We start from the raw sequence: 18,525 nt of genomic DNA on the forward strand, positions 1-18,525 counted from the left end.
TTACTTCTCATTTGGAGTTTTTATGTTCCGTTTATGTGTCCGTGACCACTTTATGATCGCCCATAGCTTTAATGGTGAGGTCTTTGGCCCTGCCCAACGCACCCACGGCGCTACCTATGTGGTCGATGTGGTTTTCCAGCGCCCCGAGCTGGATGAGGACGGCCTGGTGATCGATATCGGCCTTGCCAGCGAAACGGTAAAATCGGTACTGGCGAATTACAACTTCTGTAATTTGGATGAAGTGCCTGAATTTGCCGGTAAAAATACCACCACCGAGTTCATGGCCAAGGTGATCTTTGACCAGCTCGCCAAGGCGATTAGTGAGGGCAAAATGGGCATCACCGCCAAAGGGATTACCCATATGGAGATCAAGCTACATGAATCCCATGTGGCCTGGGCAAGCTATGAAGGCGCGCTATGAGTAAGCGGTTTACCCTTATCGTTGCCGGTGACCCTGCTCAGCGTACCGGCGGATATATTTACGACGCCCAAATTGTCTCAGCCCTGCGTGACCAGGGATGGGAAATTGACGTCATCGGCTTGGCAGGCACGTTTCCTGATGCGGATGCCGAGGCGGCAGAAGCGCTCACTCAGGCCCTAGGGTCGCTTCCCGAGCAGGCGGCAGTGGTGATTGATGGCCTGGCCATGGGAGCGCTACCGGAGGTGGTGGCCCAACATGCCCAGCGGCTGGAAATCACGGCGTTGCTGCACCACCCCCTAGGCGATGAATTGGGCCTTGATGAGGCTGATCAGCAGCGCTTTCATCGCAGCGAGTTAAACGCGCTTGCCCACGTGGCGCGGATTATCGTCACCAGTCACTTTACCGCCCGGCGCTTACCGGAGCTGGCGGCCCACTATGAAATGCCGCTCAATCCCCGTGTCACTGTGGTTGAACCGGGCGTTGCCCAGGCGCCGATCAGCCCCGCAGCAGAGCCGGGTGAGCTACTACGTTTACTATGTGTGGCAACGTTAACGCCGCGCAAAGGGCAGGATATTCTGGTAAAGGCATTGGCGGGCGTTAGCGGCGATCACTGGCAGTGCGACTGCTACGGTGGCGCTAGGGATGCCACTTTTACCCAGCGCGTTCAGCAACTGATTGATCAAAACGGCTTGCAAGGTAGTGTTCGGCTACACGGCGAGTGCGATGGCGCTACGCTGGAAGCGGCCTATCGCAGCGCCCACGCGCTGGTACTGCCCTCCTGGTATGAAGGCTACGGCATGGTGGTCACCGAAGCCCTGGCTCACGGCCTGCCGGTAATTACCACCACCGGTGGTGCGCTTCGCGATACCTTGCCAGCAGGCGCCGGTTTGAGCGTTGAACCGGGTGACGTCGATGCGCTTCAAGGTGCCCTAAGCCGTTTTTGCCATGATGACGAGCTACGCCAACAACTGCGCCAGGGAGCCGCCCAGGCCCGGGATGCGTTAAGCGACTGGCAAGAAGCGGGCGCTAAGTTTGCCGCGGCGTTAACTTCGCCCGCCGATTCTCCAAATTTACGCCCAGGCAGCCAGTTTGCGTCCGACTGGCTGACGCTGCGAGAGGCGGCTGATGTCGATTCCCGTAGCCAGCCCTTGGCTGAGCTTGCCGCGGAGTGGCTGAGCGCGTGTACGCAGGCGCCGCTGATAGTGGATCTTGGCTGCGGCCGGGGCAGTAATATGCGCTTTCTGGCGCCGCGCCTGAATGGTCACCAGCGCTGGAAGCTGATCGATCACGACGCCATTTTGTTAGCCCAGGCGCGCCAGCGTGCTGCCGGATTAGGCAATAGCCAAGGGCAGCCCGTGGCCGTTGAGACGCACTGCGTATCGTTGGAACCGCTTGCTGAGGTGCCGCTCGACGATGCGCACCTCGTCACCGCGTCGGCGCTGCTGGATCTGGTCTCCCAGCAGTGGATCGATGCTTTTGTGGCTCGCATTGCCGGGCAGCAACAGGCGTTGCTGATAGCGCTAAGCGTGACCGGTGAGTGGCACTTTATTGACCCTCAAGGTGCGCCGGTGCTGGATGACGAAGACCGCTGGCTGCTAGCGATGTTTATGGCTCACCAGCAGCGCGATAAAGGTTTGGGTGATGCGCTGGGCGGACAGGCGCAGGGGGCATTAGTTGCCGCGTTAGAGAGTGCTGATTACCGCATTGAACAAGCTGAAACACCGTGGCAGCTTGCTGCTGGTAGTCAAGTACAGCAGCCGTTAATGATGGCGCTACTCGAAGGCTGGGCTGAAGCCGCCACCGAGCAAGCTCCGGAAGCGGCAGCGCGCATTGCCACTTGGCTACAGCAGCGTCAGCAAGCGGTGGCCAATGGCGAGCTGGGTATTCGGGTGGGGCACCGCGATCTGTTTGCCACGTGCCTGCTTTCCACGCCCAGGGTAGAGGCCTAAGCCTATGGGGCCTGTTAAGGGAATGTTCACTCGGCTAAGTGCTTGTTCTAAAAAGCTAGCGTGGCGAAACCCATGGCTTCGCCGCGTGGTGGTTAGCATAGCGTTGCTGAGTGTGGTGGCGTTGTGGGTGGAGCCCCAGGCGATTGTGGCTGAGGTTCAGCGCTTCTCCGCGGAGTGGGTCGTGCTGGCGTTAGCCATCAGCACGCTACAGGTTATGCTCTGCGCCTGGCGTTGGCAGTTCACTGCGGGGCTTATCGATGTACCGCTACGGTTTACATACGCGCTACGGGAGTACTACCTGGCCCTGCTGGTCAATCAGCTGTTGCCCGGCGGTGTATTGGGCGACGCCGGGAGGGCGCACCGCCATGCCACCCAAGCGCAGTCTAGGGGGCGCGCCTGGCGAGCGGTGATTATCGAGCGCGCCTCAGGGCAGGTCGCCGTGGTGGTGTTAACGCTAACCGCGCTGCTGCTCTCACCGCTCTGGCATGCCGCGCTGGGTGAATCAGTGATCACAGCGGTGGGGTTAAGCGCATTCGCCGCTCTTGCGGCGCTCATTGCCAGCGGCCTGCTGCTGCGCCAACGTTTTAGCCATTGGTTGACAAGGCTGCCGAGCTGGTGTCAAGCCCTGGCTCACGATGTAAGGCGTGGTTTGTTGCGACGCGGCGTGTGGCCCCAGCAGTTGCTGTCTTCGCTGGTGATTGTATTGAGCTATGGTCTGGTAACGGTCTGTGCGGCTCGGGCGATTGGCGTTGAGCTACCGTCGCTGCAAGTGCTGGCGCTGACACCGGTACTGCTACTGGCCATGCTGATCCCGTTTTCGGTAGCCGGATGGGGGTTGCGTGAAGGCGCCGCTGCCGGGGTCTGGGCGCTGGTCGGCCTGCCACCCGCTCAAGGGGTGGCGGTGTCATTGGCCTACGGTGTGCTGGTGTTGTTGGCGAGCCTACCGGGGATCTGGGTGGCGCTGAGTCGTCGTGAAAAAGCGCAGCCTTCAGGCGGTGGCATCCCTCAGTCGCAGGTCGAACAGCGTGTCGTCACCGCAGCGGAAAGTTCGCGCGGGCGGGCGCAGCGCACTCTCAAGGGTCTCAATGGGTGTCATTTGCAGCCCTGGCCTGCCGGAGCCGATCAGCAGCGGGGCGACCAGCAGATGCAGTCGGTCAACGGCTCCCGCTTCGATAAACTGAGACACCGTAATGCCGCCGCCCTCTATCAACACCCGCGGCAGGCCCTTCTCGGCCAGCAGGGTGACAACATCTTGGGGGGTGAACTGACCGCTGGCGTTCAGCGGCAGTACGCAACGTTCAATGTGGGCCAGGCTCGTCGTTGTTTGCAGCTCAGACCTTACGTCAGGTCCCACGACATGCAGCGTCGGGGCGCTATCGGTGTTCAGCAGCGCCAAGTCGTTGGGAATGCGACCGCGTGGATCCAGCACCACCCGCGTCGGGTTAGTGCCGCTAACATGGCGCACGGTCAACTGCGGGTTATCGGCGCTGGCGGTACCCGCGCCGACCACTACCGCGTCGACCAAAGCACGCAGGCGGTGCAGGTGAACCAAGCTTTCATAGCCGTTGATGTAGTGGGAGTGGCCGCTTTCCGTGGCAATGCGGCCATCCATACTCTGCCCCAGCTGCGCCAACACCCACGCCGGTCGATTGGCCAGCAGGGTCAGGCAATCGAGCAGCTCGCGCGCCTCAGCGGTGACCTCTTTGGCCGTTTGCCACTCACCGGTTGGCGACACCTTAATCGCCACATCGCTAGGACGCCGATGACGCAGTGCCAACAGCCAATTCCAGGCATCGGCCAGTGCAATCGTGTTGACATGGGATCCGGGCATAACGCCTCCATGCTAAAAGATTCGCTTCATCATGCGGGCGCTTCTTGGTTAAGCGCAAGCCGTTCAGGGCAGCCATCTATTCAGTTCAGAGCAAATAGCTCAGCGCAAGCGTGCGCCATCCCCCTCGTAAGGAAGCCAGGAGGCCTACATGTACCAGATTGAACGCGCTATTTTCGACATCCGTCGTGGATTGCCAGTGGTGGTGAATGCCAGTGGGCAGCGTTTGCTCGTGCAGGCGCTGGAAGGCAGTGAATCGGTCGAAGCGCTGGCTTTGCTAGCGGGCGAGCGGCCTTCGCTGGTGCTTACTCGTCACCGCCTGGCGGCGATGGGCATGAACTTGTCCGCCGAGGCCGCCAGCCTGCCGCTGACAGCCCACATTAGTACCAATGAGCTGAATGGCTTGGCCACGGCGGAAACGCTTTCACAACCCGCGGGTGGATTGCTTAGCGGGTTAAAGCCCGCCGGAATAGCCGAACTAGGCGCCGTAACGCTGATGCGTCGCGCCCTGCTGATTCCCGCAGCGCTCTGCGCTTTTGTTAGCCAAGAGGCTATAGCGACTATTGAGCAGCAGTTGGCAGAGGGACGCCTGCTGCAAGTCAGCGCTGAAGACGCCACACAATGCCTTGCCGGGGCGCCGGGCATGCTCAAGCGGGTGAGCGAAGCGAATATCCCCCTCGATAATGCTGCCGACAGCCGCTTTGTGCTTTTCCGTGAGCCAGATGGCCTGCGCGAGCACGTTGCAGTGGTGATCGGTAAGCCAGAGCGCTGGGAAGGCGCGGTGCCGCTACGCCTGCACTCTGCGTGTTTAACCGGTGACCTGTTCGGCAGTTTGCGTTGCGACTGCGGAGAACAGCTGCGCAATGCCGTGGCGGATATTCAAACCATGGGCGGCGGCGTGCTGCTCTACTTGGCCCAAGAGGGGCGGGGCATTGGCCTAGCCAATAAGCTGCGCGCCTATACCTTACAGGATGGTGGCCTGGATACCGTGGATGCCGATCAAGTACTCGGTTTTGGTGACGATGAGCGCCAGTATGCGGTGGCGGTGGATATGCTCAATGCGCTCAATATTGACCAAGTGCAACTGCTGACCAACAACCCCTTGAAGATGGAAGCGTTGCGCCAGGGCGGTATTGACGTGGTCTCACGCCAGGCGCTGTACGGCAGCGTTACCGACCACAACCAGCGCTACCTTAATGCCAAGGCAACTCGAGGCGGGCATCTGTTGGAAGATGTGCTCAGTGGCCAGCGTTAAACGCAAAACGGTCGCGAGCTAAAGCTGCCTCCCACTTGTGCTGCGAGTTTGGTTGGTTAGCGGTGGTAGCTGGGCGGTTTCCGTCACTACGGCCGCTAGTTGGCGGGCATAGTGTTGAACCAGCCGTTCACCTAGTTCCGCGCTGGCTTGGCTGGCATCCCCCGCCACTCCTTGGGTGCTTAAGTCTTCCGCCAGCCAGGCAAAAGCTGCAGCACCTTCTGCGCTCACTAATGCATCGCCTTGGGGCGCTGCAGGTGGGGTGGCCTGATAGCCGTCCAACTGCACCAGCGCGGGCGCTAAATGGTGCATCATCGCGGTTTCGAGCAGCCCGCCGTGTAAGCCGTAGCGCAATTCTTCCGCATCAATGGCACCCTCTAACGGCGGTAGTCGGGTATAGGTCGTTTTTACTACGCGCATGCTATGCCGCCGTCGCAGGGTTAACCCTGCCAAATCCATCACCGCCTTATTGCCACCATGGCTGTTAAGCAGCACCAGGCGGCGAATGCCTGCGCGAGCTAAGCTCTCTCCGTAGGCTTCAAGAGTGGCAACGGCCAGCGGTGCGGGCAGGCTGAGCGTGCCGGGGAAGCTGGTGTGCTCGTCGCTGGCGCCCACCGCAATCGGCGGTAGGCAGATTACGTTCAGGTGGGTATCTAGCTTCTCCAGCATAGCGGCTTGCAGCCCCTCGCCAATGGTCAAGTCGGTGGCTAAAGGGAGGTGAGTGCCGTGCTGTTCAATGGCCCCGAGCACCAGTACCGCTACTGGGTCGCATTGGGCGAACTCGGCTAACTGCGGAGCGGTGAGGGTTTGCCAGTGGTGAATCATAAAATGAGAAGCCTTTAGGTATTAAGCATCATGTAGAAGTAACTGATGGTCTGAGCGGCAGGCGTACAGGTCACCGGAAGGCAATCCTTCGGCCCCTGCGCTTAGCCACTCGCTAACCGATTGTGTCGTTTGCCACTCGGCCCAGCGAAAGTGGCGCTGCTCACCAGCTACCACGTTGTAGCGGTACTCGCCAAGGCGGCTTAAGTGGTTCACGCAGGCATCGTTTACTTCCAGGGCGCCTGCCACAAACTCCACTGAAAGTGCTGCCACCGGGCAGCTTAGCCCCGCCAAAACCTCCGCCTCAAAGCCTTCAACGTCGATTTTAATAAAACTAGGCTCGCCATACTCGTCAATTAACGCATCCAGCGTGGTCACCGGCACCCGTAAACGCTGCTCCCAACGTACCTGACTAAAGCCTGCGTTGCGTTCGCCTATCTGCTCACGCCACTCTGTGGCCAGGGTGGAAAGGGTCGGGTTGCTGGGGCTGATCGCTATCTCAGCAAAGCCCACCGTAGGGCCCGCCGCCATCGGCAGCAAGGTAATGGTCGGCGGCTTTACCAGGCGTTTAAACCATTTGGCGAGGTCGGGCTGGGGCTCCAGCGCCACCACCTTGGCGCCAAGCGCATGAAAAGCCGCGCTACGGTCGCCTAGGTGCGCGCCAATATCAAAGGCAACGGTGCCGGGTTGTATAAAAGGCTGATAGAGGCGCTGGAGGCCGCGTTGACGCCCAGGCCGCCAATAAATAAACAGCGAACGGGCTAGCCCACCCGCGCTGCGCAGTCGTTGAAGCGCCATGCGCTGCATTAGTTGGGCTCTCTGAAAGGACGTGCCTTGATCCACACAGGTGCTGGCGATATAAGATTTGCTTGATAAGTGCTATTCGTCATCGGGATACCACACGTAATTCCAGGTCTCGCTAACTGGTTCGCCGTTTAAGGTGAGTCTTAGGCTAACATCGCTGGGTTGATCGCTGGCGGGTAGCCGGAAGCTGGCTCGCCAGCCATTGTTGGGCAGCGCGGTGACCTGGGGGAGCAGTACCTCACCGTGTTGGGCGCTAATATCTAACTTGACGGGCTGGTCGGCGGTGAGCTCCTCTAAGGCGCCTCCCTGAAAGTCGACAATAAACTGGCGCTGATCTTGTGAGGCAGAGTCCGCTTGCCCCGGCACCGCCGCATTGCCATGACGAGTGCGAATGGCGCGGCCAAGATTATGCGCGTCAGGCTGAGTGTTCAGCGTGTGAGTGAGATAGTGCAGGCGGCGGGATTCGCCAGCATCCAGGGTATCGTCCGCCACCCAGTAGGTGACGATATTGTCGTGAGTCTCATCAGGGGTAGGGATTTCGACAAGTTCCACGTGGCCCGGCCCCCAATCATCCAGTGGCACAACCCATTGGCTTGGGCGACGGTGATACTGTGCTTCGGTATCCAAGTAGCGGTTAAAATCCCGCTCCCGTTGCATTAATCCAAAGCCTTGAGGGGAGTCGTCTACAAAGGCGGATGTATGCAGGTGAGATGGGTTACTCAGCGGGCGCCAGATCCACTCGCCGCTACCGGCATGTATCAGTAGGCCATCGGAGTCATGCACCTGTGGACGAAAATCGTCCGGCCGCTCGCGGCTTGCCTCACCATAAGTGAACATACTGGTGAGCGGTGCAACGCCCAGCTTGGTAATATCTTGCCGGGCAAACAGCTCCGCTTCGACCTCGACCTGAGTATTCTCACCGGGTTGGATAACAAAGCGATAGGCGCCGCTGACCGAGGGGCTATCCATTAACGCCAGCAGTTCAATCTGTTCGGCATCAGCCTCGGGCTTATAGAGCCAAAACTCGCGAAATGCCGGGAACTCTTCGCCATCTGGCGAGGCGGTATCGATCGCCAGCCCGCGGGTAGAGAGTCCGTAAGCCTGGTCACGCCCCACAATGCGGAAGTAGCTGGCACCGAGAAATACACCAAATTCGTCGGAGTAGTCATCGCTGTTAAGAGGGTAGTGGAGGCGGAATCCTGCATGGCCGCTGCCGGCTAAGTCTTGCTCTTTCAGTGCGGCGGCGTTGCCATCGTAGGTGTAGTCCTCTGCTGAAAAAGGCAGGGACGTTACCGTGTCGTTTTCGATAACGTTCAAGGCAATCGGGGTTTGAAACAGAAAGCCGCTATGAAATAACTGTAGGTTAAAAGGACTCTGGTCTTTCCAGTAGGCGCGTTCGGGATCAAAGCGAATTTGCCGGTAGGTATCGTAGTCAAGCTCACGCAATGCCTCTGGTAAGGTCTCTTCCGGGGCTTGGTAGGTCTCTTGAGCAAGCTGTTTGGCGCGTTCAATAACCTGCCTGAAATGCGCATCGTCTGCGGCAAACGCTGGCAAGGTCAGCGTACAGCCAATGAACACTATCCATTTGCCAGGCCACCACTTGGCAACCGGCCTCTTACCAACTTCATTACAATGCATGGGCGAAATCCTTTCCGGTGAGGGCCTGCAAAACGCCTGGCCTAAAGCCAAGCAAAGCGTGAAATTTTTACACAACAACTATACGATAAAATATTACAGTACATGATTATTGCGCTTTTCAGCAGCCTTATTCCTTGCTCTCTTATCTTGCGATTGGGTACCGCTACTCAACGAGACTGAGCGCTGACAGGTTCTATCTTTGACACTGTAAGCTAAAGTAAGCACAAATGAGGGTGCGATGAGTCGATTATTACTAATGCTTCTAACGCTGAATTTCTTACTCATCGCGCCACTCTGGTGGCGTTTTGGCGAGATCAGCTCATATTTGCTCGCTTGGGAGGCGCTTATCATTGCGCCGCTCATGTTGCTGCTCCCTGTCGGCCAAGCGCGCCGCATAGTGTCCATCGGACTCGTTAGTTGGGTGATGTTGGCAACCGCCGCTAATCTAGGCACAGCCGCCACCCAAATGGCCTTTGCCCGGCCGCTTAACCTCTATCTTGATGTACCTTTGCTGCGCTCAATTTATCACCTGCTCGTAGGTAATGTAGGTCAACCGTTGGCAGTTTGCGCAATGCTGCTGGGGGGTGCCTTGCTGATCGCCATCGCCCTGGTTTTGGCACACCTGATGATGCCACCCGTTGCTTACTCTGTTAAGCGCCTGTCTGGCGTGGTCGCGTTAACGCTGCTGGTCACTGCCTCTACCGGGGCAGCGCTTGAACTCAATGGAGTACGGCTGATAGAAAGCGCGCGCTTGCCAGCGGTCGATACCACGCGTTTTCAGTGGCAGCAAATTACCGATACACACGCCGCCCGCCTCGCCTTTACTGCACAGCTGGAGGCTGCACCAATGGAGGCGCGACCACTACCGGGATTGGCGGGGCGCAATGTACTGCTCACCTTTATTGAGTCCTACGGTATCACGGCGCTGGAAAACCCACGTTACTCCGACGTTTTACTGCCTACTCTAGCCGAGATGCAACAGCGCTTGGGGGAGCATGACCTCCACGTGGTCTCTGGCATGTTGGCCTCACCCATTCGTGGTGGGCAGTCATGGCTAGCCCACGCGACAGCCCTCAGCGGCCGCTGGATCGACAACCAGCTGTGGTATCAACTGATGTTGGACAGCGGCCACTCCACTTTGATCGATGATTTTCGTGCCACTGGTCAGCGAACCCTCAGTGTGATGCCCGCCATTACCCTGGCGTGGCCGGAAGGGGAAGCCTACGGTTTCGATGAAATTGCCGCAGCGAAAGATATCGCCTACGCCGGGCCTGCTCTCAACTGGGTAACCATGCCGGATCAATTCACTCTCGATTACACCCAGCGCTACTTGCTAGGTGAGACACCGGTGTTTGCCCAATTGGCACTGATTTCAAGCCATGCCCCTTGGACGCCGATTCTGCCGGTAGTGGACAATTGGTCATCCATTGGCGATGGGCATATTTTTGCCCCCTGGGAGGATGCCGGTGACCCACCAGAAGTGCTGTGGCAGGACATTGAGCGCATTCGTGACCACTATGCCTGGTCGGTGGACTACGCTGTGAAAGTCACCGGCCGGTGGGCCGAACGTGTAGTGGATGACAATACCTTGATGATAGTGCTGGGGGATCATCAAGCCGCGCCGTTGATTACCGGTGACGATGCCAGCGCGGCAGTACCGGTGCATATTATTAGTGGCGACCCTGAGCTATTGGCGCCCTTTATAAAGCGTGGCTTTGTTCCTGGCACGTTGCCTACGCTCGAAGAGTCGAGCGACGCACCAAGAATGAGCCAATTACGCCACTGGCTGCAGGCCGATTTTGGAGAGTTAGCAGTGGATGTAGCCACGGATGTGTAACAGGAATGACTGCTGGGGCAAGTGTTACCTCTGATTCTCGATCAGTCACCGTTTCAAACACAATGACAAGGACGCAGCAATGATTCAGCCAGTGATTTTAAGTGGCGGCAGCGGCACGCGGCTCTGGCCGCTTTCCCGAGAGCAGATGCCGAAACAGTTTTTGCGCTTCACTTCCTCCCAGAGTCTGCTCCAGCAAACCCTAAGCCGCTTAGCTGGGCTAACCGACACAGCGCCAATGCTGATGGGGCATCATAGTCACCGCTTTTTAATGGCCGAACAGCTGCGCGAAATGGATCAAGCCGCTACCCTGGTGCTTGAACCTGAAGGCCGCAATACCGCTCCGGCGCTTGCTTGTGCGGCGCTGTTGGCGCGTCAGTCCGGCGATGATCCGCTACTGCTAGTGCTCCCGGCTGATCATGTGATTGGTGATGTCCAGGCGTTTCAACATAGTGTTTCACTGGCCGTGTCGTTAGCTGAAGCGGGTTTCCTCGTAACTTTTGGCGTTGTGCCCACACAGGCTGAAACGGGTTACGGCTATATAGCGTGCGGGGAGCCGCTGGAAGGAGGTCATCATCTGGCGGCCTTTATTGAAAAACCCGATGCCAAGCGGGCGACAGCGTTAGTAGACAGCGGCGATTACCTATGGAACAGCGGCATGTTTCTACTTCGCGCTTCAAGCTACTTAGGTCAGCTAAAACGGCTCCAGCCAAATATGTTGGAAGCCTGTGAAGAGGCAATTAGCAGTGCGCATCATGATTTGGATTTTCTACGTTTGGGTGAAGCGGCGTTTCGCCGCTGTCCTGCAGACTCCATCGATTACGCGGTGATGGAGCACTGCGATCGTGCTGCGGTAGTGCCATTGGCTGCCGCTTGGAGCGATATCGGCAGTTTCGATGCGCTATGGTCAACCGTTACGCCTGACGCGGCGGGTAATGCTACCAAAGGCGATACGTGGTTGACCGACACGCAGGATTCGTTGGTGTTTGGCGAGCACCGCTTGGTGGCTACACTGGGCGTGAATAATCTGATTGTCGTGGAGACATCGGACAGCGTACTAGTGGCCCACCGTGATCAGGCGCAGCAGGTAAAGCAGTTAGTCACATCGCTTACCCAAGCGGGACGTAGCGAACCCTGCACGGCAGCCCAGATCCAGCGTCCCTGGGGCAGCTTTCAGGCCATGGACAGAGGCGAGCGTTATCAGGTCAAACGCATTACCGTTAAGCCTGGTGGGCGTTTATCGCTGCAGCGCCACCATCACCGGGCTGAACACTGGATCGTGGTGAGGGGAACAGCGCAGGTAACCCTAGAAGAGAGTCGCTTTTTGGTAACTGAAAACCAATCCACCTATATACCTATTGGGGCACTGCACCGTCTGGAAAATACCGGCAAAATACCTCTTGAACTGATCGAAGTGCAGTCGGGGAGTTATTTGGGCGAGGACGATATCGAGCGTTTAGATGATGTTTACGCCCGTGACAGCCATGAATGACATCTAACTCACCAAAGCCAGCTATTAGGGCGTGCCGGTGTTAGCCCTTTGCGAACATCGACCCAGCCGAGTACGCAGCGCACGCCAAGCCATACCGCTAGTAGCGGCCAGAGCAGGGTGCCGACTATCACAATGCTTAGAAGAAAGGCGATGCAGGCATAGAGCGTGCCGATCCAGAAGGTGCGGATCAGATACCGGTAGTGCTGCTGCAGCCACGGTGCGGCGTCTTTGCGGTAGACATAGGCGATCACCACGCCGATCAGTAGGGTGATATTGGCAGTGACAATACCCGCTAAGTAAAGCGCGTAAATAATCTGCGGCGCGCGTATTTCATCGCGGGGAATAGGGAGTTGTGCCATCAGTTCTCTCTTTTTCAGCCTAATAAAGACGATAGTCGCGGAAGTTGGCTAATTGCTGCTGCTCCTGCACCACTTTGCGGTAGCGCTTGTACTCCCATTGATACTGTGCGGGCGCTAAGGCAATCGCACTCTCGACGCTGGCATTGACGCCTGTGGCAGACTGTACATCATTGTCGCTATAGACCCGTGCGTCGGCATCCAGAAAATGGATCTCAAACCCTTTACCAGGAATACGTAGCGCGACGCCGGTGACTACCCGCGCCTGGGTGCGGGCGACCAATTTCGGGAGCAGGGTGGCGGTGTAAGCCTCGCGACCAAAGAAGGGCGCAAAAACGCCGCTGCCCCAGTCGGGCTCCTGGTCAGGTAGTATGCCAATCGCTTCGCTGCGTTTAAGGGCTTTAAGTAATGCCGCAACGCCGCGGGGGTTGGTGGGTACCAAACTTGCCCCCATGCGCTCTCGGCCATGACGAATGACGGGATCAAGGGCGGTGATTTTGGGAGGCTCGTACATGGCGGTGAAAGGAAAATGGCTCGATAGCCAAAAGTTAAGCACCTCCCAGTTGCCGAAGTGCGGGGCAAGCACAATCACGCCGCGGCCTTCGGTGCGGGCGTTATCGAGTTTGTCGCGACCGTGCACCGCTAAAATGCTGCTCTCTACCTTGTTTGGTTCCGCCATCCAGGCGTGCCCCAGTTCCAGCATCGTAGCCGTGGAGTGGCGTAAACTGTGCTGACCGAGAGTTTTACGTTCAGCAATGGAGATATTTGGGTAAACAACCGCTAAGTTGCGATCGGTTACCCAGCGCTCACGCTTATTAAAGCGGTAAACCAGGGGGCCTAGCGCCGAAGAAATACGCCACAGGCGCGCAAGTGGCCAGCGTGACAGTTGACGCCACAGCCAGCTGATCGCACTGGCTTTGGAAAAACGCCTACCGTTATTAGCCCCCTGTGGTGTCATCGTTAAATCAACCAAGTGTCTACATTGGAGGGCGCACGTTTCTCTTGTAGCCCTTTGAAGCCTTTAACACAACGAATGATCAGCCAAACTGCTAACGGTAGCATAAGCAGGAAACCGATCAGAATCGCGGATAAGAGCAAGCAAACGAGCCCGTATACCATCCCTATCCAAAAGGTACGAATTTGATAGCGGTAATGCTCGTCAAGCCACACAGGGCCTTTGCCTTTATAGACGTAGGCGATAACTACACCAATAATCGAGGTAAAACCAAGTATAAAACTGGCTAGATAGAGGGCGTAAATCACCATGGCCATGGTTGTGTCGGGTTGGGAGCTCTGCTCTCCGTTGACGACTTGGCCGCCGAGTGGGGATTCACTTTCGTTATCAAGCATAACGTTTCCTTTCGATAAATCTGTATAAGTGCTGCAGCGAGAGATGATGCCCATTGCATATCAGTGCGCGCTATTTAAGCGCGATATATAATACCTTGATTCATTAGACTTAGCATTAACGCGAAGTGGGGCGGCAAATCTCTAGCAGGTTGCCGTCCGGGTCACGCAGGTAGATGGATTCAATCGGGCCATTGGCGCCTTGGCGGGCGACGGGGCCTAGCTCTACGTCTATCGCCAGCGCATCTAAATGCTGCTTGAACTCATCCAGCGGCAGCTGGCAGCGCAGGCATAAGTCCAGGCTGCCAGGGGTGGGTGTGGCTGAAATGGGGGCAATATCGGTGTCGGTTTGATGTAGGCGAAGCGCCGTATCACCGAGCATTAAATCGACCCGTTGGGCGTCGCGATAGCGCACGTCTAAGCCCAAAACACGCGAGTAAAAATCGACTGCGCGACCCATATCGGTCACGGTTACAACAAGATGATCCAGACCTGATAGCATGCCACCTTCCTTAATACGTAACGATAAGCCAGAGAATACGATGATGCGCTGCTGTCCGCTCTGTGTGGAGCCCACTACTGCGCCCTACCACCGGGATCGGCGTCGTGACTACTACCAGTGTGCCACGTGCAAGCTGGTATTTGTCCCCCCTGAGCAGCATTTAAGCGCCACTGCAGAAAAGGCCGAATACGATAAACATCAAAACTCGCCGCATGATACGGGATACCGGCGTTTTTTAGGGCGTTTATTTACCCCGCTGTTAGCTAAACTCGAACCCAACGCCCGCGGTCTCGATTTTGGTTCAGGGCCAGGGCCGACGCTGTCGGTTATGTTCGCAGAGCAGGGGCACCCGATGGCTATTTACGACCTTTTTTACGCCCCCGATGCCTCAGTTTTGACACAAATATATGATTTTATCACCGCCACAGAGGTTGTTGAGCACTTGGCGCAGCCCGGTAAGGTGCTTACGCAGTTGGCAGCCCAGCTCGCGCCAGATGGCTATCTGGGGTTAATGACCAAGCGCGTCACTTCGCCGGAGGCTTTTGCCCGCTGGCACTATATTAGCGACCCCACCCATATCAGCTTTTTTAGTGAGGAGACCTTCCGTTGGTGGGCACACAAGAATAGTTTAGTAGTGGAATTTCCTGGGCCAGACACGGTTATTCTACACAAAACGCTAACGTGAATAATTGTAACGTTAGAAAAGCATTGACTTTACCCCCTTTGGGGCAATAATTGCGCGCCGCTATCCCGGCCTGACTCGATGTGCCAGGTGAGATGACGGTTCCTGTGGACACGCTGAGTAGCGTTTTTACGCCTGTTTTCAGTCCTTGGTTTCACCACTTTTAGGCAAGACGAGGTTTTCATGTCGCGGCAACTGCTAGCCATGGCGCTGGCGCCCCTGTTAGGGCTCTTCATTCTCGGGATTGGCAACGGTTTTCTTGCCACCTTAATTACCGTGCGCTTGGATGCTGCCGGTGAGTCGGCCACGGTAATCGGTATTGTCTCGTCGGCTTACTTTATCGGTTTAGCGTTGGGCGCAATGGTGAATGACCGCCTGTTGCTGCGCATCGGTCATATTCGCGCTTACGGCAGTTTTGCCTCATTAGTAGCCGTCACGGTGCTGTTGCAAGGCTTGTTCTTCGATCCTTGGGCCTGGTTTGTACTGCGCCTTATCGGCGGCTGGGCCACGGTAGGGGTTTATCTGGTTATCGAAAGCTGGCTGCTCACGTCAGGCGACCAGAAGGTTCGCGGCCGCCTACTGGCGCTTTACATGATTTCGCTTTACGCCGCCGGTGTATTGGGCCAACTGCTGCTGGGTGTGACCAATGCCATGGGCGTCACTGCGCCCTTTATGGTGATTGGGCTATTGGCCTCGCTCTCTGTGCTACCTATGGCGATGATTCCTCGCGTATCACCGATTATGGAGCACGCCGAACCGCTTCCCCCGCACCGGTTGATCACCCTGACGCCCACCGGTGTGATGGGTAGTTTAGGCTCCGGGATGGTGGTAGCCGCAGCGTATACGCTGCTCCCGCTCTATTTACAGCGCATTGGCATGAGTGTCAGCCAAGTGGGGCAGATGATGGCAGTGGTGATTATGGGCGCGATGCTGCTGCAGTACCCGATTGGCCGCTGGTCGGATCGCCATGACCGACAAATGGTGCTGATTGGCATTAGCGGTTTCTGTGTGCTGATCTCGGCGGCGATGCTCTGGCTGCCGCTCTCTACGCCGCTGTTGGCGGTACTGCTATTTTTGCTCGGCGGTGGGGTGTTCGCGCTTTATCCGGTGGCGGTGAGTCACGCCGCCGACCGCGCACCCGCAGGGGCGCTGGTACGCATGAGCCAGGGCCTGTTGTTGATTAACTCAATTGGCGCCACGATCAGCCCGCTGATGATCTCCCCGGTGATGACTGTAATGGGCGATGCGGGTCTGTTCTGGGCCTTCGGCTCACTAAGTCTATTCTTCTTTATGTTCTTCTCCTGGCGGCGTAGCGTGCGTCCGGCGCCTGTGCCTGTGGCACCCTTTACACCGACTACGCCAATGACGGCAGCAGGCGCCGAGCTAGTGGTGACCGAAGAGTTAATGCAGGGGGCCCTGGAACACGAGCACTTAGAGGATCTCTCAGATGCCGTATGGGACGTCGACGCCGCTGAACCGGTGGTAGGGCCGCCCGCGGAAGATGAGAGCCATATCACTTATTATGATGATGTGGAGCAAGCAAGTGAGCGAAAATAAAGATGGGTGAAGACGCTAATCATAGCGGGTGATACCTTGGGCTAATGGTGTGGGCAAGAGAGTGTTACTACTATCAAGGGCACACTTTCAAACAATTGTTTAATTTTCAGCCCGAGGTTCGCTATGAATGTTTACGCCGCACCGGTACGCGATTTGCGCTTTGTGCTTGAAGAGCTATTAGCGCACCGTTCGCTCAGCCTGCCGGGCTTTGAAGAGGCCACGCCGGATTTGGTCGAGGCGGTACTCGAAGAGGCCGCAAAACTGGCCGGTGACGTTTGGGGCCCGCTTAATAAGATTGGCGATCAGCAAGGGGCCAAGCGCCACTCCGATGGCAGCGTGACGACGCCGGAAGGCTTCGCGACGGCTTACCAAGCGTATGTCGAGGGTGGCTGGAACGGTATTGGTGTATCAGAAGCATTAGGTGGTCAGAACCTGCCAGAAGTGGTTGCCAGTGCGGTGCAGGAGATGCTTCACGGCGCCAATATGGCGCTAGGGCTCTGCCCTATGTTGACTGCTGGCGCTATCGAAGCGCTGGCCCATCACGGCAGCGATGCACTCAAAGCGACCTATTTGCCCAAGCTGGTGGAAGGCACCTGGACGGGCACCATGAACCTGACCGAATCCCAGGCAGGGTCGGATCTCTCCCAAGTGCGTACCCGCGCGGTACCTGAAAACGACCATTACCGCATCAGCGGCCAGAAGATCTATATCACCTGGGGCGAACACGATGCCGCCGAAAACATTATCCACCTGGTACTTGCCCGCAAGCCCGATGCGCCGGAGGGCAACAAAGGCATCTCCCTGTTTCTAGTGCCAAAGTTCCTGGTCAATGAAGACGGCTCCTTGGGTGAGCGCAACGATGTCACCTGTGCCTCTATTGAGCATAAGCTGGGCATTCACGGCTCGCCGACGTGCACTCTGAGTTTTGGCGAAAATGGTGGTGCCATCGGCTATTTGGTCGGAGAAGAGGGGCGTGGCCTTAATCATATGTTTACCATGATGAACGAGGCGCGCCACAAAGTCGGTATTCAGGGCATCGGCGTGGCTGAACGTGCCTGCCAGCACGCCTTTGCCTATGCATTGGAGCGCCGTCAGGGGCGTTCTCCAAAAACACGTGGCGGCGCCGAATGCAGCATCAGTGATCACCTGGACGTGCGACGTATGCTGCTCTCTATGCGCTCACGCACCGATGCGCTGCGTGCGCTGGCGCTCTATTGCGCCGCCGAGTTGGACACTGCCCGCCACGCGGAGAGTAACGATGCCCGCCAAGCTGCCCAGGCCCGCGCCGATATCCTTATTCCGGTGATCAAAAGCTTCTCCACAGATCAAGCAGTGGATATCGCCTCCATGGGCATTCAAGTACACGGTGGGATGGGCTATGTGGAAGAGACCGGAGCAGCGCAGCTACTGCGCGATGCCCGCATTGCCCCGATTTACGAAGGCACCAACGGTATTCAGGCGCTCGACTTGGCGGGACGTAAACTCCAGCGTGACAACGGCGAAGCGCTCGCCACGCTGCTTCACGACGTTTACGCCACCGTGGAGCAACTCAATGCCGACCCCGCTTTGTCAGTGTTGAGCAGTGGCTTGGCCGCAGGGCTTGAGGATTTGAAAGCTGCCCAGGTAATTGTGCAGGAACAAGGCAGTGACCCTGAAACCGGCGCAGATGCGGTGCAGGCTTACGCAACCCCGTTCCTTAATTTGGCGGGCCACGTGCTGTGTGCTTGGCAAATGGGGCAGGCGGCTCTCAGCGCCCATGCTGCCCTTAACAACGGCAGCGATGATCCCTTCTATACTGCCAAGATGCGCAGCGCCGAATTTGCCATCACCCAATGGTTGCCGGTAGGCCGTGCCCAGCGCACGGTGATTGAGGCGGGTATGCAGTGCTTAAGCGATTTTGAGGTTCACTAACGCTAATTTTCAGCTTCACGCCGCCGCCCCTTGAGGCGGCGGCGCTGTTTCTAAGCGATCAAAACAACCATTTTAAACAATCCCTTAAAACGAACGCTTTCAATAACATCAACAAAAGTCAGGAGCCGAC

General features: G+C 57.4%; 16 protein-coding genes and 1 pseudogene. 9 read left to right on the forward strand and 8 right to left on the reverse strand.

Annotated features, from left to right (window positions below; all coding sequences use genetic code 11):
- The first annotated feature begins 22 nt into the window (after positions 1-22).
- The 3 genes and pseudogenes from HZU72_RS11650 to HZU72_RS23825 form a co-directional block, all read left to right on the forward strand.
- Entirely contained in the window at positions 23-421 is a 399-nt protein-coding gene (locus tag HZU72_RS11650) for a 6-pyruvoyl trahydropterin synthase family protein (protein WP_180092036.1), read from the forward strand.
- A complete protein-coding gene (locus tag HZU72_RS11655) occupies positions 418-2,370 on the forward strand; it encodes a glycosyltransferase (RefSeq protein WP_180092038.1) in 1,953 nt (650 codons plus the stop codon). The genes HZU72_RS11650 and HZU72_RS11655 overlap by 4 nt, the downstream gene beginning before the upstream one ends.
- A 22-nt stretch (positions 2,371-2,392) precedes the next feature.
- Positions 2,393-3,298, forward strand: a pseudogene (locus HZU72_RS23825) (lysylphosphatidylglycerol synthase transmembrane domain-containing protein); the annotation flags it as partial.
- Between the two features lie 60 nt (positions 3,299-3,358).
- Here HZU72_RS23825 and HZU72_RS23830 read toward each other — a convergent pair.
- A complete protein-coding gene (locus HZU72_RS23830) occupies positions 3,359-4,201 on the reverse strand; it encodes a RibD family protein (protein WP_328737057.1) in 843 nt (280 codons plus the stop codon).
- A 148-nt stretch (positions 4,202-4,349) separates the two neighbouring features.
- Between HZU72_RS23830 and ribA the strand changes: the two genes are divergently transcribed.
- Positions 4,350-5,453, forward strand: coding sequence for a GTP cyclohydrolase II RibA (ribA, locus tag HZU72_RS11665; protein WP_180092042.1), 1,104 nt, complete (start codon positions 4,350-4,352; stop codon positions 5,451-5,453).
- Between the two features lie 18 nt (positions 5,454-5,471).
- Here ribA and HZU72_RS11670 read toward each other — a convergent pair whose 3' ends face one another.
- The 3 genes from HZU72_RS11670 to HZU72_RS11680 form a co-directional block, all read right to left on the reverse strand.
- Positions 5,472-6,275, reverse strand: a complete 804-nt coding sequence (locus tag HZU72_RS11670) for a creatininase family protein (protein ID WP_180092044.1) — start codon at positions 6,273-6,275, stop codon at positions 5,472-5,474.
- Between the two features lie 21 nt (positions 6,276-6,296).
- A complete protein-coding gene (locus HZU72_RS11675; protein WP_180092046.1) occupies positions 6,297-7,079 on the reverse strand; it encodes an FkbM family methyltransferase in 783 nt (260 codons plus the stop codon).
- 72 nt (positions 7,080-7,151) lie between these two features.
- On the reverse strand, positions 7,152-8,714 hold the full coding sequence (locus HZU72_RS11680; protein ID WP_235976086.1) for an OpgD/OpgG family glucan biosynthesis protein: 1,563 nt from the start codon (positions 8,712-8,714) through the stop codon (positions 7,152-7,154).
- 238 nt (positions 8,715-8,952) lie between these two features.
- Here HZU72_RS11680 and HZU72_RS11685 point away from each other — a divergent pair, with 238 nt between their 5' ends.
- Together HZU72_RS11685 and HZU72_RS11690 are read left to right on the forward strand one after the other, a co-directional pair.
- Complete coding sequence (locus HZU72_RS11685; RefSeq protein WP_180092048.1) at positions 8,953-10,551, forward strand: alkaline phosphatase family protein; 1,599 nt, start codon at positions 8,953-8,955, stop codon at positions 10,549-10,551.
- Positions 10,552-10,630: 79 nt separating this feature from the next.
- Complete coding sequence (locus HZU72_RS11690) at positions 10,631-12,040, forward strand: mannose-1-phosphate guanylyltransferase/mannose-6-phosphate isomerase (RefSeq protein ID WP_180092050.1); 1,410 nt, start codon at positions 10,631-10,633, stop codon at positions 12,038-12,040.
- Between the two features lie 8 nt (positions 12,041-12,048).
- Here the strand turns inward: HZU72_RS11690 and HZU72_RS11695 are convergent, their stop codons facing one another.
- From HZU72_RS11695 to HZU72_RS11710, 4 genes are all read right to left on the reverse strand, one after another.
- Positions 12,049-12,399, reverse strand: a complete 351-nt coding sequence (locus HZU72_RS11695; RefSeq protein WP_180092052.1) for a DUF4870 family protein — start codon at positions 12,397-12,399, stop codon at positions 12,049-12,051.
- Between the two features lie 19 nt (positions 12,400-12,418).
- On the reverse strand, positions 12,419-13,354 hold the full coding sequence (locus tag HZU72_RS11700) for a lysophospholipid acyltransferase family protein (protein WP_180092054.1): 936 nt from the start codon (positions 13,352-13,354) through the stop codon (positions 12,419-12,421).
- A 2-nt stretch (positions 13,355-13,356) separates the two neighbouring features.
- Entirely contained in the window at positions 13,357-13,746 is a 390-nt protein-coding gene (locus HZU72_RS11705; RefSeq protein ID WP_180092056.1) for a DUF4870 family protein, read from the reverse strand.
- Positions 13,747-13,861: 115 nt separating this feature from the next.
- Positions 13,862-14,245: a glyoxalase/bleomycin resistance/extradiol dioxygenase family protein gene (locus HZU72_RS11710; RefSeq protein ID WP_064234599.1), complete on the reverse strand. Its 384-nt coding sequence runs from the start codon at positions 14,243-14,245 to the stop codon at positions 13,862-13,864.
- Here HZU72_RS11710 and HZU72_RS11715 point away from each other — a divergent pair.
- The 3 genes from HZU72_RS11715 to HZU72_RS11725 all read left to right on the forward strand — a co-directional run bounded on the left by HZU72_RS11715 (position 14,244) and on the right by HZU72_RS11725 (position 18,395).
- The gene (locus HZU72_RS11715; protein ID WP_235976087.1) at positions 14,244-14,930 is read left to right on the forward strand and encodes a class I SAM-dependent methyltransferase; all 687 of its coding nucleotides are present in this window, start codon (positions 14,244-14,246) and stop codon (positions 14,928-14,930) included. The genes HZU72_RS11710 and HZU72_RS11715 overlap by 2 nt on opposite strands.
- A gap of 180 nt (positions 14,931-15,110) precedes the next feature.
- Positions 15,111-16,484, forward strand: a complete 1,374-nt coding sequence (locus HZU72_RS11720; RefSeq protein ID WP_180092058.1) for an MFS transporter — start codon at positions 15,111-15,113, stop codon at positions 16,482-16,484.
- Between the two features lie 123 nt (positions 16,485-16,607).
- Positions 16,608-18,395, forward strand: coding sequence for an acyl-CoA dehydrogenase (locus HZU72_RS11725; RefSeq protein ID WP_180092060.1), 1,788 nt, complete (start codon positions 16,608-16,610; stop codon positions 18,393-18,395).
- Positions 18,396-18,525 lie beyond the last annotated feature (130 nt).

Source organism: Vreelandella sedimenti (assembly GCF_013416325.1).
Taxonomy (GTDB): Bacteria; Pseudomonadota; Gammaproteobacteria; order Pseudomonadales; family Halomonadaceae; genus Vreelandella; species Vreelandella sedimenti.